Source organism: Sporosarcina sp. P29 (genome assembly GCF_002743265.1).
Classification (GTDB): domain Bacteria; phylum Bacillota; class Bacilli; order Bacillales_A; family Planococcaceae; genus Sporosarcina.
In genome coordinates, this window is the sequence record NZ_PDYX01000001.1 from 242,225 (window position 1) to 257,167 (window position 14,943).

Sequence of the window (14,943 nt, forward strand, 5' to 3'; positions counted from 1 at the left end):
AGAAGTGGTATAAAAATTACTCGTCTACTACGCTCATTCTTCTGTCTCAACTTACTTACTATCTACTTTTTGATCTGCTTCATTCAGTATTTCTCCAATTTTACGTTCATTGATAACGAGATCGGCAAAGCGATCCATTTCTGTAGGTTCCATATTGATAATGACCAACTTCGCGCCTTGCTCTTTTGCGATCAATGGAAATTGATTTGCAGGTGTAACGGTTAATGATGATCCAAGGACAATGAAAAGATCTGCTTTCTCACTTTCAAATATCGCTTGAATAAATGCTTCTTCCGGCAACATTTCTCCGAATAACACAACGGACGGACGTAACGTACCGCCACAATCGCAGTAAAACTCATCAAGTTCGTAACGTTCGTTCCCATATGCTTTTCCACATGTTTCACAATGGACATTGCGAAGGGTACCATGAAGTTCCATGACGTTTTTCGAGCCCGCCATCGTATGGAAACCATCGACGTTTTGCGTAATAATTCCATTGATCAAACCGTCTTTTTCCCACTTAGCTAAAATATCATGGCCTTTATGCGGTCCTGTTTCTTTCGCCGCAATGACACGTTGTTTATAAAACTGGAAAAACTGTTCCACTTGCTGATTGAGAGCTGTTACGCTTGCCACTTTGGCAGGATCTTCTGTTTCCCACATGCCCGTTTTAGCGGAACGAAAATCGGGTAGCCCGCTTTCTGTCGACATCCCTGCTCCTGTATAGACGATAGTACGTTTCGATTCGTTTAATAAATCTGCCAGCACTGTCCTCATCCTTTCAACTAGCGAAATTATGTTCTATCTATATACTAGCATATCCTGTTTTATCGCTACTTATCAAACGATACCGAAATAGAAAAACGAGTATCCACAATGGATACCCGCTTGGTATTAGTTTGCTGTAATTTTTTTAATTGCTCCAAGATCAATCAAGCCATCAATTTCATTCGTCTTAATATAATCTGCTTCTTGACTAATATCAGCCATCTCTTGCAATACCTCTTCATTTACATCTGTAGTCACTTCAATTCGAGTGAAAGCTGCTTCTAATTCATCACTAGCTATTTCTTTACCCGTTAGGTCTTTAATGTGCTTCACTACTAGTTCTTGTGCTTTTTCAGGCTCATCACGAATGAACTGAACTGCTTTTGCGTGAGCTGTTAAATAAGCTGTCGATAGTTTTTCATTTTTCAAAAATGCATCGCTTGTTGCGACAACAGTGTTCGTAGATTCTTTACCCCAAGCAAAATCTTCCCAATCGAGAATCAGTTTGCCACCTGCTTGATTTTGTAAAATATATCCCCAAGGTTCTTGTGTTGCTGCTGCATCAACTGAATCTTGAATAAATAAGGTAGCTGTATCCGCTGGTGCCGCTGCGAAAAACTCAACTGTTCCACCGTTAGCTTTTGCCTTTAGATCCACATCTTTCAACGCTTTACGCAACATAACATCCTGTGTACTACCAATTACGGGTATCGCAACTCTCTTGCCGTCTAGATCCGCCAATTCATTAATTCCACTTTTACCGTTAGCTACCAATACCGCACCGCCGTTTACTGCGCCAGAGACAATATGATACTTTGGATCTTTTACATAATAATTAATTACAGGTCCAGGTCCAACTGTTCCGATATCAATGGAATTAGAAGCCATTGCCTCCATGAATAATCCACCGTTACTCACTGTCTTCGTTGTGATCTTGATATCTTCACCGAATTCTTCTGCGAAATAATTATTCTCTAGTCCGACAATTGTTGCGATATGTGTTAAATTTGGAAAGTATCCAATCTTTACTTCCTTTTTATCTGCACTGCTTTCTTCTGTTTTCCCACATCCTGATAAAATCCCCACAATTGCCAATACAGAAAGCAGTACACCTAATCGTTTCTTATTCATATAATAATCCCCTTTTCTTTGAGCGTGTTACGCCCGTATTCCCCATTTTCTTTCTACACTGCGTTCCAAACGTAAGAATAATACATTATCCATAATCGTACCGATCACACCAATGATGATCATGACAGAAATAACTAAATCCATTTGACCAAGTGCGCGTCCTGATTCTAGTAGTTGACCGAGACCGACGCTCGCACCTAATAGCTCCCCTGCCATGAGTGCGCGCCATGAGAATGCCCAAGCGATACGTAAACCAGAAATCAATTGGGGTACGGATGCTGGCAAAATCACCGTCCGCAAAAAGTGAAAGCCACTAGACCCAAGTGATTTAGCAACGCGTTGGTATAATACCGGTACGTTTTTAAATCCGCTCGTTGCATTGACAATCATCGTCCAAGTAGCCCCTAGTGTAACGATAAATAAAATAGCAAAATCATTGAGTCCAAACCAGATAATTGCTAGCGGGAACCAGACGATACTTGGAATAGATTGTAAAGCTGTTACAAGAAAACCAAGTGTGTCTTCCACTATTTTGTAACGCCAAATTAAATAACCAAGCACCAAACCAAGTATGGAAGCAATGGTGAATCCGATTAATAATCTGCTTAGACTTGCACCGATCGCAATCAGGATTTGACCGGAGATGAGACCAGAAATTAAGGTCGACATGACTTGTGTAAAACTCGGAAACATAAAATCGGGTAAATCCGATAGCTTAGATGTGACTTCCCATATCGCCACTAGTATCCCGAGAAACACTATTCGTCTTAAAGCTGTAGTCATCGCCCATCTCCTCCTTCAACACTTTCTCTATTTCTTCTTGAAGCTCAGCTAAAATCTGCTTTTCAAGTTGCAACGTCACATCACTCGGCATAACGCCATCCTTTGAATCATTTGAAATAAACGTTTTTTTGATTTTCCCTGGACGTGTCGCAAAGACGACAATTTTTTGTGAAAGCAATACTGCTTCCCGAATATTATGCGTAATGAAGAGTACCGTTACTTTTGTTTTTCTCCAAATATCCAATAGCTCCTTATGAAGCACCATGCGTGTCTGTTCATCCAATGCTGCGAAGGGTTCATCCATCAACAAAATATCTGGCTCCATCACAAGCGCACGGGCGATCGCTACACGTTGCTTCATTCCTCCGGATAATTGATGCGGATAAGCATCTACGTAATTTCCTAAGTGCACCATTTTCAGCATGTCAATCGCTTTTTGTTCCGCCTCTTTCTTTGACATCTTCTTTAGAAGTAATCCGTATGTAACGTTATCGAGGACTGTCAGCCAAGGAAATAACCCCGCTTCTTGGAAAACGACTACTCGATCTGATCCTGAACCTTTTACTTCTTTACCGTTAATGCTGATTTTCCCTTGATCCGCTTTTTCCAGTCCCGCAATTAAATACAACATAGTCGACTTGCCGCAACCAGAAGGACCTACAATGGAAACAAACTGTCCTTTTTCTATTTCCAGATTGATGTTATCCAGTACTTTGACCGTTCCCTTTTCTTTGTGGGGAAAGCTCTTTTCAATGCCTTCAATTTCCAAATACATGTTGATTCCCCCTCGTAAATACTTTTCGTTTCATCGCGTTTTTTAATTCCTACTAACTTTATATGTTTTGTATATATATAATCTACCATTTACGTATGTTTTGTCAATAGAATTCCTGATTATTTTTTCAATCTATTTGAAATCAATAGATTGAACGCTATAGGTAATGGGTTTTCATAACTTTCCAACATGAAATCCTACGCTAAAAAACCTCTTCCCAAAGCGGGAAGAGGTTTTTGCTAGTAGGCGTTATTGAAATAAATCACTTGATAAATATCTTTCACCAGAATCTGGCGCAATACAAACGACTGTATCTTCGGGTGTTAAACGTTTTGCCACTTGCAATGCAGCATACAGAGAGGCACCACCTGACGGCCCAAGCAACACACCTTCTTGTCTTGCAAATTGTCTGACCGTATTATATGCGTCATCATCTTCAATACGAAAAATTTCATCGTAGACATTGGTATTTAAGACAATTGGAATAAATCCAGGGCTTGTACCTACCAGTTTATGCTTTCCTGGCTTACCACCTGATAATACCGGCGACCCTGCAGGCTCAACCACATGAACTGTAATGGCCGGATCATGTTCTTTTAATGATTCACCCGTCCCTGTTACTGTGCCACCCGTTCCTGAAGTACAAACAAATGCAGTTAATGTACGATCGATGGATTGAATGGCTTCTATAATTTCTACAGCGGTTGTATGACGATGACTATCAGGGTTCGCTTCATTTTCAAATTGCATCGGAATAAAACTATTGTCGATGGACTCTGAGATTTCATTCGCTTTAGCGATCGCACCTGGCATACGTTCTGAGCTAGGTGTCAATACAACCTTTGCTCCATACGCTTTCATTAAGTTAATACGTTCAATCGTCGAGTTATCCGGCATAACAAAAATGGCTGGATATCCTTTTGCAGCAGCGTTCATTGCCAAGCCAATTCCCGTGTTGCCGGACGTCGGCTCAATAATCGTGGCACCCGGTTTCAGAACGCCAGTTTTCTCGGCTTCTACAAGCATTTGATACGCCGCGCGATCTTTTACACTGCGGCTTGGATTAAAGTACTCCAATTTCACATACACTTCGGCTCCAGTCGCATCTCCGAGTGTTCGTACTTTTACTAGCGGAGTATCACCGATCAATTCCGCCATATTATTGACTACTTTCATTGTGCACACCTTCTTTTCATGATGATGAAATTGGTACTCTGTTTATGAAGCTGATGTAATCTTTTGATCTCGTGGTAAAGCTAATCCGACTAGCCCAATGAACGGTAAGAATGATGTGATAATCATCGTTTGGTAAATACCGATCGAGTCGATAAGCGTTCCAATGGCGACTGCACCGATTGCCCCCATCCCGAACGCTAATCCTACAGTTAGTCCCGCCATCGTACCAATTTTGGAAGGTACAAGTTCTTGGGCATAGATAACCGTGACGGAAAAACTAAGCATAATAAAGAATCCAATCGTTACTAGTAGTAAAATGATTCCCCATACAGGAGCATACGGCAACAATAAACTAAGTGGTAAAGGCACAACTAGCGATAAGACGATTACTTTTTTCCGTCCTATCCTGTCTGCCATCGGTCCGCCGAAAAATGTTCCGACTGCTCCTAGAGCCAAGAATAAGAAAATATACAACTGACCATGTTGAATTGTCATGCCGTAATATTCAATCAAATAGAAAATATAGAAGCTCGTAATATTCGTCACATAGAATGAACGAGCAAATATAATAATCATTAATAAAATTAGTGCAATAGTGACTTGTCTCTTTGATAAACTTTCCATCGTCGTTAACAAAACTTTTTTCCGGTTGCCTAAACGCTCTTCATTCAGCTGATTCTTATACCAGAAAGAAATACGAGTTAATAAGGCAATCCCAGCGGCAGCTACTAGTACAAAAACGGCTGCTCCTATTTGGCCAAGAGGAACGAGGACGAACGCGCTGATCAACGGTGCAAGTGCTTGTCCGGAGTTCCCTCCTACTTGATAGATAGACTGTGAAAGACCACGCTTGTCCCCTGCTGCCAAAAATGACACTCGAGAACCTTCTGGATGAAAGATCGCCGACCCTAACCCGAGCAACATAACGGATACAATGATCAGCCAATAGCTCGGTGCTAACGCTAGACCTGCCATTCCAATTAATGAAAAAGTCATGCCGATCGGCAATGCAAATGGCTTAGGTTTACGATCACTTAAATAGCCTACAACGGGTTGAAGTAAAGAAGCTACGATATTTAGAGCGAACACAATATAACCTAATTGTTTATAACTAAATTGATATTCTTTCTCCAAAATCGGTAACATAGCTGGAATCACTGCCTGTAACGTGTCGTTAAATAAGTGACAGACAGCGATCGCAATCATGATCGGAAATACTGGATTCGCTACGGCAGTTTGTGGTGATTTATTCATACCATCTGTTCACACCTTATCTAGTTGTCTAGTTTACTTTGTAAATGTAGCAGGCATTACAACTCCAACCACTTCTCCAGAAACACATAATTCATCCTCAGCGTAAATTTCTACAGCTACTTTCCATTTCTTCGGATGGATTTCCGTGACGTTTCCAATTGCTTTCAATACTTTTCCTTGTGGAGTCGGTTTATTGTATGTAATCTGCAAGGAAGCTGTCACAAAGCGTGGCGGTACGGAACCGTCACCTGGTTCATGACCATTCTTTCGATGTAACGCAAGTGCGCAAGAACCTGTGCCATGGCAATCCATAAATGAAGCCAGAAATCCACCATACACGAATCCTGGTATTGCCGTATATTTCTCAGGTGGTAATGAATATGTGACGGTTTGCTCTCCTTCCCAACCAGTGCGGAAATGATTCCCTTCCTCGTTGAGCCGCCCACAACCATAACACCATGAAAAATCATCCGCATAACTGTCTTGAATCGCATGTGTAACATATTCTTTCATATAAATTACCTCCCTTTCAAATGAATTCTCTCTATTATACATTCCGAAAATTGAAATATCGACCAAAAACGAAATATCTGTCATAGGACGGACAGTTCTGTGCGTATCTTACTCACTACATTCATATACTAGGGAGAAACGATTTGTTGCGGAAGGAGGGAAATAGTATGAAAATACGTGGCGTTATATTGGCATTACTAGTGGCTGGAGGATTTTATGTCATGATGCAGACAATCGACGAAGCTTCCTCCCATCCCTTTGAGCGATTGCAAGAACAACAACTGAATGGTTTATCCCCCTATTCATTCATCACTTTCCGGCAACCTGGTCTGCATGAACAGCGAGCCGTTACGTGGAAAGTTGACCAAGTGGAAGAAGTTGATCGCTTACTTCAATTTCTCCAAGCATATGATTATGAGCGTGTGGATCCAGACTCACTGGAATTATTTGATGATCAACCGCACTTCACAATCGATCTACATGATGACACAGGAAATCGTATGACGATATTGATCGAAGAAGGAGTATTGATCCACAATGACCGTCTGTATTATGAGGTTGTTAATGGCCCCTTACAAGTCGATTGGCTAATGGAATTCATGCTTTCCAATAAACCGTAATTTTGTACTCTGAACATTCATTGTATTATACTATTCATTAATTCGATAACCGAATAATCGATTTGAAGGAGAGATTCATATTGGTGAAAAGCTTACCTAAACGTGCACAAGTAAACGAACAAGAAACGTGGAATTTAAAAACTTTATTTGAAAATGAACAGGACTACGAAAAAGCAGTAAAAGATGCAGAAATGGAATCAACTGCTTTTGAGAAAAACTATAAAGGTACGATTATAGATTCAACTTCTGCTATTCAAGCATTGGATGCCTATCGCAGTTTACAAGAGAAACTCGTCAAAATCTCTAGTTATGCTGAGCTAGCAGCAAGTGTTGATCTAACAAATGATGAAGCTCAAATGAGAGAGAGCAAATTTGGTTCAATCGCTGCGAAAATCGCCAGTCAAACTTCCTTTGTGATGAGTGAATTAACAGCGCTTTCCGAGGAGACTTTGCAACAAGCAAGTAAACAGTCTGAGGAGTATGCAACGGTATTCGATAAAATCATTCGGGAAAAGCCACATCAATTACATCCCGAAGTAGAGAAGACACTAGCTGCATTCTCCTCTTCTTTCCAAGCACCCTATTCATTGTATAATACGACGAAAATGGCAGACATCAATTTCCCCGACTTCACTGCTGATGGAAAAGTCTATCCACTGAGCTATGTTTCATTCGAAGGGAAATGGGAGTCTGAACCAAAAACACCAGTAAGACGTGCTGCTTTTGAAACGTTCAGCAATACTTTGCGTACGTATCAGCACACAACAGCGAAAACCTATGACATGCATGTACAGATGGAGAAAACGACTTCTGACTTACGTGGGTATGACTCTGTTATAGACTATTTATTGATGGAACAAGATGTGGATCGATCGATGTACAATCGCCAAATAGATGTGATTATGGAAGAGCTTGCACCACATATGCGAAAGTACGCGAAACTCCTTCAGAAAATATATAATCTCGACGAAATGACATTTGCGGACTTAAAAATGCCAATCGATCCATTATATGAGCCTTCCATTACAGTGGAGGAATCGAAAAAATATATGAATAATGCTCTTGCTGTGATGGGCAATGACTATCTTGACATGGTGAACCGTGCCTATTCAGAACGCTGGATTGATTTCGCTCAAAATGAAGGCAAATCCACAGGTGCTTTTTGTGCAAGTCCTTATGGCAACGGCTCGTTTATTTTAATTTCTTGGACAGGCAGCATGGAAGACGTCTTTGTACTGGCTCATGAATTAGGTCATGCAGGACACTTCCACTATGCCAATGAAGCACAAAACCTGTTTAATTCGGAATCATCACTGTACTTTATTGAAGCGCCTTCTACGATGAATGAAATGCTGATGGCCAATCACTTATTGAAGAATTCGGATGATCCGAAATTCAAACGCTGGGTACTGTCTTCCATCGTGGCACGAACATACTACCATAACTTCGTAACGCATTTACTTGAAGCTGCGTTCCAGCGCAAAGTATACGAGCGAGTGGATGCAGGCGGTAATGTCAATGCAACAATCTTGAACGAATTAAAGCGCGGTGTACTCGAAGAATTCTGGGGCGATAGCGTGAAGATGAATGATGGCGCTGAGTTGACTTGGATGCGTCAACCACACTATTATATGGGCTTGTATCCGTACACATATAGTGCGGGATTGACTATTTCTACTGAGATGGCAAAACGCGTATTGAAAGATGGAGAACCAGCTGTTGAAGACTGGCTCAATACCTTACGTGCAGGTGGTTCAAAAAAACCAGCTGAACTTGCGAAGATGGCAGGGATCGATATCACAACGGACAAACCGTTGCGCGATACGATCTCATATATCGGTGAGTTAATCGATGAAATTGAGAAACTGACAAAAGAGATCGAAGCACAGTAAGAACAAAAAAACATCTGCCAAGCAGGTTTTCCTGCTTGGCGGATGTTTTTTCTTTTACTTCATTATTTCACTTAAGATTTCATATGAACGAAGTCGTTCTTCATGATCGAAGATTCCTGAGCTGATAATCAGCTCATCCGCTTTCGTCATTTCTACGAACTCTTCCAGCTTCCGTTTCACAGTTTCTGGACTACCAATAATGACAGACGGTGCTTGACTTTGCTGTGCAACCGCTTCTTGTTCAAATGGTGACCATACCGCATTAATATCTTCAATTGGAGGACTAAATTGCGTCATCTTACCTTGACGGATATTTAAGAACTGCTGTTGCATCGATGTAGCCAAGTATTGTGCTTTTTCATCCGTATCCGCCGCAATTAAATTAACCCCCATCATCGCATATGGCTTCTGGAGATCTTTAGACGGTCGGAAGTTTTGATGATAAATTTGCAGTGCCTGCATCATAAACTGCGGTGCAAAGTGACTGGCGAATGAAAACGGCAAGCCTAGTTCAGCTGATAATTGCGCACTGAAGCCGCTTGAACCAAGCAACCAAATCGGAACGTTTTGCCCTGCTCCAGGAAATGCTCGAACGCGATCAGTTGGATTGCCCGCAAAGTACTTACGTAATTCTTCCACCTGTTGTGGGAAATCTTCCCCACCACTTTGTAATGTACGGCGAAGCGCATACGCTGTTGCCTGGTCACTACCAGGTGCACGGCCTAGCCCCAAGTCAATACGATTTGGATACATCGCATCGAGTGTACCGAACTGTTCCGCAATAACAAGTGGCGCGTGGTTTGGTAACATCACACCGCCAGAACCTACTCGAATATCTTTCGTCTCTTGCGCTACATGTCCAATAATGATAGACGTTGCAGAACTCGCAACACCGGGCATATTATGATGCTCTGCTAACCAATAACGATTGAATCCCCAATCTTCTGCATGCTGTGCAAGATCTACACTATTCTTAAATGATTGCCCCGCATGACTTCCTTCATTGATCATTGCTAAGTCTAATATCGACAACGGAATTCCGTTAAATTGTTTTGCCTTTTCTCTAATCAATTCATTCACTCCTCATAACAGCAACCATTTTTCTTTACCCATTCAAAAATGGCCTGAATAATATCTTCCAACTCTTTACCTTTTGGCGTAAGCTCATACTCGACTTTTCTGACCTTTGGATCGGACTGGTTTTTAACGACCAAGCCGTGCGCTTCTAAATCACGCAACCTCTCCGTTAGAAGACGATCTGATATCCCATCGATCTCCGCCGATAATTCAAAGAACCTCTTCGGTCCGTCTAATAAATGATAAATAATGATTCCCATCCACCGCTTACCGATAAACTCGATCGTGTTGTGGAAACTATCGCAACTTTTTTGACCTTTAGGATTTACTGACTGAACAAACTCTTCATTTTTCTTCATTAGCAAAACCCCAATCCTGTACTCCTTTAACTTTATCACACCTAGGTTTGACAAACAAGCTTACTAATAGTAATCTTAAAAAGAACTTACTATTAGTAAGTGAATATCAATATATTTCAAAGGGAGTTTGTCCATATGTCACAAAATTACGAAGAATTACTAGAAGTTATGCATGCACGTAAATCTGTTAGAAAGTTTGATCCGAACTACACTATCGATAAAGAAGAGATCACATCTATGCTGGAGGAAGCGATTTCCGCTCCGTCTTCAAGCAACTTACAGCCTTGGCGTTTTCTTGTCATACAAGATCAAGAGTTAAAGAAGAAGATCAATCGTTTTTCATTCAATCAAGAACAAATCGAAACCTCATCCGCTATTATAGCTGTGATTGGCGATACAGAAATGTATCACAACATTGATGAGATCTATCTTTCTAATTTGGCTGCAGGAAATATAGATGAAGAGCATGTGCAAATCCAGATTCAAAACGCAAAAGCGGCTTATCCGAATGCTCCACTTGAAGTGAGACGGAATATCGCGACGTTTGATGCAGGTTTGGTTTCTATGCAACTCATGTTGATTGCTAAAGCAAGAGGGTATGATACTGTTCCGATGGGTGGGTTTGACAAGCAGCAGTTTGCTGAGTCGTTTGAACTCGAATCACGCTACGAGCCGCTAGTGCTGATAGCGCTAGGTAAAGCCGCTTCACCTGCTTATGGTTCTACGCGTTTACCTATTGATTCGATTACTACTTATATGTAAGCGAGTGGTTAGGCGGGCAGTTGGGCTCGGGATTGGATGACACTTTCTGTAGTGTATTGAATCTAGGAGTGTAATCAGTTTTATACAGGAATTAAAACTTGAGCTAACCTAGTTCTAAGATAATAATAATTAACACACTATCTCCAGTAAGTGATTCTAGTACCTCCCACTATCCACTGTATAAAACGTTTATCCTTAAACTTAACCAATGCAAAAGAGGATGTCCTAGAAGTGTTACTACTCCTAGAACATCCTCTTATTTATGCTTGCTCTTAAATTCAAGCCTGCTCAATAGTAACTTTACAACTCATCTCGTCATATTTACCATATGCCGCGTGATAGGTTGGTCCTACGCCTTGTTTGAAGGTGAGCGAATGGCGAATTCCAGCTGTGATGAACTTCTTCGCTTTAATCACGGCATCTTGCACCGTTTGTCCCTTCGCCAAGCCTGCCGTAATAGCAGCGGAGTAACTGCAACCGGCACCATTGGTATTTAGCGTGTCAATTCTTGGAGCTTCGAGTAGATAAAACTGTTCTCCGTCATACAGCACATCCACTGCGGGTCCTTCCAGTCTTCCACCTTTCACTAATACGAACTTCGGTCCAAATTCAAACAAACGACGTGCAGCTTCTTTTAAATCAGCTACAGATCCCAATTCCATACCGCCCAATAAGTAAGAAGCTTCGGGCATATTCGGCGTAATAACCGTTGCAAGAGGAATCAATTGTTTCTGCATCGCTTCCATTGCATCGTCCTTTAATAATGCAGAGCCCATCTTTCCAATCATCACGGGATCTACTACTATATTTTGAATGTCAGACTGCTGAATCCAATTCGTTACATTGACAATAATTTCTTTTGTAAACAACATGCCAGTCTTCATAGCATCTATTCCAATATCTTCTTCTATCGTCACTAATTGTGCTTCAATCGCTTCCCAAGATTGTGGGAATATGCCTTGTCCAGTACGTGGATTTTTTGCAACAATCGCCGTGATCGCTGTTGTACCAAACACATCAAATTCCTGGAATGTTTTCAAATCAGCTTGGATTCCCGCTCCTCCACGTGCAGCGGAACCAGCGATAGTTAATGCTCGCTTGATCATCATCTCTTTTTCTCCTGTCTTAGATGTAATTCATCAGATTACTTATTATATATAGGCATCATTGTACAGGATAACGTGAGGAGGTTTAAAGAGTCAATTTCATCGTTCTTTACTAGGTCCTCTTCTATTTACCATCAACGAAAAACTCCCTATCCACTTGCAAGATAGAGAGTCGGTTTAATTTATTTACAACATATAGGAAATATCAGAAGCTGCCGTTGGATACGCGAATGGCATTCGCTTTAATTCCGCGAGAGGTATTTGGAATCGAATAGCTATTGCAAAGAGATTGATCAGTTCATCGGCCCCTCCTCCTAAGAAATGTGCACCGAGTACGACGTCCTTCTCTTGATCGATAATTACTTTAAATGCGGCCGCCCCTTCATTTGTCTGTCTATATGTGAACCACTCAGTAATGTTTTGTGATTTCACATACACTTTCAAACCGGAGTCTTTCGCCTCTTGTTCGCTCATTCCGACGGATGATAACTTTGGAACCGTATATACAACAGAAGGAACGACTGGATAATCTGCCGTTTTATGATTCCCTTTCAGAAGATTAGAAGCAACTATATGTGACTCAATTGTAGCGACGGGTGTCAATGGAGGCGCATCATTTGAAGCGACATCTCCAGCCGCATATACATGTGGATTACTTACGCTTTGCATGTATTCATTGACAGATACACCTTGCTTATCGCGCTTTACATTTCCTTTTTCCAAATCAATATCTAATGCTGGTGTGCGACCCGCCCCGTGTACAACAAGATCTGCTTTCCATTCCACTTGGCGATCGTCTTGTTCACCTTTGACCACAAATGAATTACCGCATTTCTCAATTCCATTTACCGGTGTGTTCAAATGCACATGAATGCCAACTTCCTCAGAACGTTTAATCAACATTTTCACTAAATCTTGATCAAATTTCTTCAGAGCACTTTCACTTCTATGCAAAATATGCACTTCTGAACCTGCTCTCGCGGCAAGATGCGCAAATTCGAATGAAATAAACCCACCACCTATAAAGACAATCTTTTTAGGTAGTGTTTCTAGTTCCATGAAATCATCGCTCAGCGTCAAATATTCTTCACCTTCGATATTCATTTTCATAGGTTCTGCACCCGTCGCAATTAAGATATGTTTCCCTTTTAATACATCTGAGCAGACTTTCAATTCCGTTTCACTTTGGAAGACCGCCTTGCCGTGATAAATATCAATCCCTAATTTGCCAAACTTTTCTTCCGTATCTTCAGGTATCGTTTGAACGAACGTTCGTTTAAATTCCATTAATTCGGGCCAATTGATTTTGCTATCTTCTTCAATTCCTTTTCCTTGCATACGTTTATTCCAATCCATTAGTTCAGCATTTTCTACTAATACTTTCTTCGGATCACAACCTCGCTGAGAGCATGTGCCCCCGAATGGCCGATCATCGATAATTGCAACGCTCCAGCCTTCTTTCTTACACTTCGTCGCTGTAATAGAACCCGCACTGCCTGTTCCAATTACAAGCAAATCATATTCTTTGACCATACTCTATCTCCTCCAACTTTTCTTGCTCATTCTGTTTATCCATTCTGTAATCAATTACCCTTTATTGTCCTATATCACACTTGGAAACAATTATACAATTTACATCACGTTACTTCCCTACGTACATACTATATAACAGCACACAGGAAAGGTTGGATGAATTTGATTTCAAATAATCCTCAGTACGCAGCGGATTTGAATACTAGTCCCTTTTTCAAGAAAAATGATAAGAACTTTATTAATATTTTGAGTAGCAAACAATTAAACACGTTGGATCATTTGTCGATGTTGGATATCTTCCTAAGTAAAGATCATATTATTGAACCTCACTATCATCCAAATGCCTCCGAGCTAACCTACTGCGTTTCAGGCTCGGCTACTATTTCTATTATGAATATTGACACAAAAAACTTTCAACATTATAAAATACTAGCTGGTCAAGTCGTTAATATTCCTCAAGGATGGTGGCATTACCAAATCGCACATAGCGATGATACACATCTACAAGGGATATTTAATGCAAATACTCCAGAGGTTGTCTTAGGTTCCGATATCCTAACCGCTACACCAGCTGACGTTTTTGCTTACTCTTATGGAGTAAATGAACAACAATGGGCTACCGCTGTGAAAGATATTTCTCCTTCGCAATTAATAGGTCCGCCGACAGAATAAGCATTTACCAAAAAGCGACGGTAAGCATCCCGTCGCCTTTTCCTTCATTATTCTACGGGACCTTGCCAAGTGGACATACCTTCTGAAACATTGGTCACATCGTATCCTTCTTCATGCAAAATCTCACTTGCTGTTTGTGAACGGCTTCCACTACGACAAACGACTACATACTTCTGATCTTTCTCCAAACCGGTTCTTGCACCATTTTGTAGTTGCGATAACGGGATATTGATTGCACTACTAATATGACCTTCATTGTATTCATCTACTTCGCGCACATCCATCACTAAGGCGCCTTCCTTTTGTAAGGCTTCAATATCTTCTAAATTTACTGTTTCAAATGCTTTATCTGTCGAACCGCAAGCCGCCAGTATTAAAACAGTTGCGATCAACCATACTAATTTCTTCAACATTTAGCCTCCAGTTCCTACTGTCAATAAAAAAGGGGGTGTCGCTACTTCAAATCAGACTATCCTTGTCGTATTTGATTTCAGTATATACTAACCTCTGCTGAAATCA

Annotated in this window: 16 protein-coding genes; 4 read left to right on the forward strand and 12 right to left on the reverse strand. The window is 41.0% G+C overall.

Annotated features, from left to right (window positions below; translation table 11 throughout):
• Positions 1-51: 51 nt before the first annotated feature.
• The 7 genes from CSV68_RS01100 to CSV68_RS01130 all read right to left on the reverse strand — a co-directional run bounded on the left by CSV68_RS01100 (position 52) and on the right by CSV68_RS01130 (position 6,403).
• Positions 52-771, reverse strand: a complete 720-nt coding sequence (locus CSV68_RS01100; protein ID WP_099632739.1) for an NAD-dependent deacylase — start codon at positions 769-771, stop codon at positions 52-54.
• Between the two features lie 126 nt (positions 772-897).
• Positions 898-1,902: an aliphatic sulfonate ABC transporter substrate-binding protein gene (locus CSV68_RS01105; RefSeq protein ID WP_099661273.1), complete on the reverse strand. Its 1,005-nt coding sequence runs from the start codon at positions 1,900-1,902 to the stop codon at positions 898-900.
• Positions 1,903-1,929: 27 nt separating this feature from the next.
• Positions 1,930-2,685, reverse strand: a complete 756-nt coding sequence (locus CSV68_RS01110; protein ID WP_099632737.1) for an ABC transporter permease — start codon at positions 2,683-2,685, stop codon at positions 1,930-1,932.
• A complete protein-coding gene (locus CSV68_RS01115) occupies positions 2,618-3,460 on the reverse strand; it encodes an ABC transporter ATP-binding protein (RefSeq protein ID WP_099661274.1) in 843 nt (280 codons plus the stop codon). Before CSV68_RS01115 ends, CSV68_RS01110 begins: the two co-directional genes overlap by 68 nt.
• 249 nt (positions 3,461-3,709) lie before the next feature.
• On the reverse strand, positions 3,710-4,636 hold the full coding sequence (gene cysK, locus CSV68_RS01120) for a cysteine synthase A (protein ID WP_099632735.1): 927 nt from the start codon (positions 4,634-4,636) through the stop codon (positions 3,710-3,712).
• Positions 4,637-4,678: 42 nt separating this feature from the next.
• The gene (locus CSV68_RS01125; RefSeq protein WP_099632734.1) at positions 4,679-5,890 is read right to left on the reverse strand and encodes an MFS transporter; all 1,212 of its coding nucleotides are present in this window, start codon (positions 5,888-5,890) and stop codon (positions 4,679-4,681) included.
• Between the two features lie 33 nt (positions 5,891-5,923).
• Positions 5,924-6,403, reverse strand: a complete 480-nt coding sequence (locus CSV68_RS01130; RefSeq protein WP_099632733.1) for a PaaI family thioesterase — start codon at positions 6,401-6,403, stop codon at positions 5,924-5,926.
• Between the two features lie 167 nt (positions 6,404-6,570).
• Here CSV68_RS01130 and CSV68_RS01135 point away from each other — a divergent pair, with 167 nt between their 5' ends.
• Both CSV68_RS01135 and pepF read left to right on the forward strand, forming a co-directional pair.
• Positions 6,571-7,023, forward strand: a complete 453-nt coding sequence (locus CSV68_RS01135; protein WP_099632732.1) for a hypothetical protein — start codon at positions 6,571-6,573, stop codon at positions 7,021-7,023.
• A gap of 80 nt (positions 7,024-7,103) precedes the next feature.
• On the forward strand, positions 7,104-8,915 hold the full coding sequence (gene pepF / locus CSV68_RS01140; protein ID WP_199174994.1) for an oligoendopeptidase F: 1,812 nt from the start codon (positions 7,104-7,106) through the stop codon (positions 8,913-8,915).
• Between the two features lie 54 nt (positions 8,916-8,969).
• On the opposite strand, the gene CSV68_RS01145 is transcribed toward pepF, so the two are convergent.
• On the reverse strand, positions 8,970-9,995 hold the full coding sequence (locus CSV68_RS01145) for an LLM class flavin-dependent oxidoreductase (RefSeq protein WP_099661275.1): 1,026 nt from the start codon (positions 9,993-9,995) through the stop codon (positions 8,970-8,972).
• The gene (locus tag CSV68_RS01150; protein ID WP_083032469.1) at positions 9,992-10,351 is read right to left on the reverse strand and encodes a winged helix-turn-helix transcriptional regulator; all 360 of its coding nucleotides are present in this window, start codon (positions 10,349-10,351) and stop codon (positions 9,992-9,994) included. Before CSV68_RS01150 ends, CSV68_RS01145 begins: the two co-directional genes overlap by 4 nt.
• 135 nt (positions 10,352-10,486) lie before the next feature.
• Between CSV68_RS01150 and CSV68_RS01155 the strand changes: the two genes are divergently transcribed.
• Positions 10,487-11,113 carry a nitroreductase family protein gene (locus CSV68_RS01155; protein WP_099661276.1) on the forward strand — a complete coding sequence of 209 codons (627 nt, stop codon included), beginning with the start codon at positions 10,487-10,489 and terminating at the stop codon, positions 11,111-11,113.
• Positions 11,114-11,391: 278 nt separating this feature from the next.
• Here CSV68_RS01155 and thiD read toward each other — a convergent pair whose 3' ends face one another.
• Both thiD and CSV68_RS01165 read right to left on the reverse strand, forming a co-directional pair.
• The gene (gene thiD, locus CSV68_RS01160) at positions 11,392-12,222 is read right to left on the reverse strand and encodes a bifunctional hydroxymethylpyrimidine kinase/phosphomethylpyrimidine kinase (protein ID WP_099661277.1); all 831 of its coding nucleotides are present in this window, start codon (positions 12,220-12,222) and stop codon (positions 11,392-11,394) included.
• Positions 12,223-12,405: 183 nt separating this feature from the next.
• Positions 12,406-13,752, reverse strand: coding sequence for a dihydrolipoyl dehydrogenase family protein (locus CSV68_RS01165; RefSeq protein ID WP_099661278.1), 1,347 nt, complete (start codon positions 13,750-13,752; stop codon positions 12,406-12,408).
• A 156-nt stretch (positions 13,753-13,908) separates the two neighbouring features.
• Between CSV68_RS01165 and CSV68_RS01170 the strand changes: the two genes are divergently transcribed.
• Positions 13,909-14,424: a cupin domain-containing protein gene (locus CSV68_RS01170; RefSeq protein ID WP_099632727.1), complete on the forward strand. Its 516-nt coding sequence runs from the start codon at positions 13,909-13,911 to the stop codon at positions 14,422-14,424.
• Between the two features lie 47 nt (positions 14,425-14,471).
• Here the strand turns inward: CSV68_RS01170 and CSV68_RS01175 are convergent, their stop codons facing one another.
• Positions 14,472-14,834 carry a rhodanese-like domain-containing protein gene (locus CSV68_RS01175; RefSeq protein WP_233192831.1) on the reverse strand — a complete coding sequence of 121 codons (363 nt, stop codon included), beginning with the start codon at positions 14,832-14,834 and terminating at the stop codon, positions 14,472-14,474.
• Between the last annotated feature and the right edge of the window lie 109 nt (positions 14,835-14,943).

What these genes read in the sequence shown, in the direction of transcription:
- cysK (WP_099632735.1), bottom strand. Translation starts at nt 4,636, where the DNA reads ATGAAAGTAGTCAATAATATGGCGGAATTGATCGGTGATACTCCGCTA.
- CSV68_RS01110 (WP_099632737.1), bottom strand. Translation starts at nt 2,685, where the DNA reads ATGACTACAGCTTTAAGACGAATAGTGTTTCTCGGGATACTAGTGGCG.
- CSV68_RS01105 (WP_099661273.1), bottom strand. Translation starts at nt 1,902, where the DNA reads ATGAATAAGAAACGATTAGGTGTACTGCTTTCTGTATTGGCAATTGTG.
- CSV68_RS01155 (WP_099661276.1), top strand. Translation starts at nt 10,487, where the DNA reads ATGTCACAAAATTACGAAGAATTACTAGAAGTTATGCATGCACGTAAA.
- CSV68_RS01130 (WP_099632733.1), bottom strand. Translation starts at nt 6,403, where the DNA reads ATGAAAGAATATGTTACACATGCGATTCAAGACAGTTATGCGGATGAT.
- CSV68_RS01125 (WP_099632734.1), bottom strand. Translation starts at nt 5,890, where the DNA reads ATGAATAAATCACCACAAACTGCCGTAGCGAATCCAGTATTTCCGATC.
- CSV68_RS01135 (WP_099632732.1), top strand. Translation starts at nt 6,571, where the DNA reads ATGAAAATACGTGGCGTTATATTGGCATTACTAGTGGCTGGAGGATTT.
- CSV68_RS01165 (WP_099661278.1), bottom strand. Translation starts at nt 13,752, where the DNA reads ATGGTCAAAGAATATGATTTGCTTGTAATTGGAACAGGCAGTGCGGGT.
- CSV68_RS01170 (WP_099632727.1), top strand. Translation starts at nt 13,909, where the DNA reads ATGAATTTGATTTCAAATAATCCTCAGTACGCAGCGGATTTGAATACT.
- CSV68_RS01115 (WP_099661274.1), bottom strand. Translation starts at nt 3,460, where the DNA reads ATGTATTTGGAAATTGAAGGCATTGAAAAGAGCTTTCCCCACAAAGAA.
- thiD (WP_099661277.1), bottom strand. Translation starts at nt 12,222, where the DNA reads ATGATGATCAAGCGAGCATTAACTATCGCTGGTTCCGCTGCACGTGGA.
- CSV68_RS01150 (WP_083032469.1), bottom strand. Translation starts at nt 10,351, where the DNA reads ATGAAGAAAAATGAAGAGTTTGTTCAGTCAGTAAATCCTAAAGGTCAA.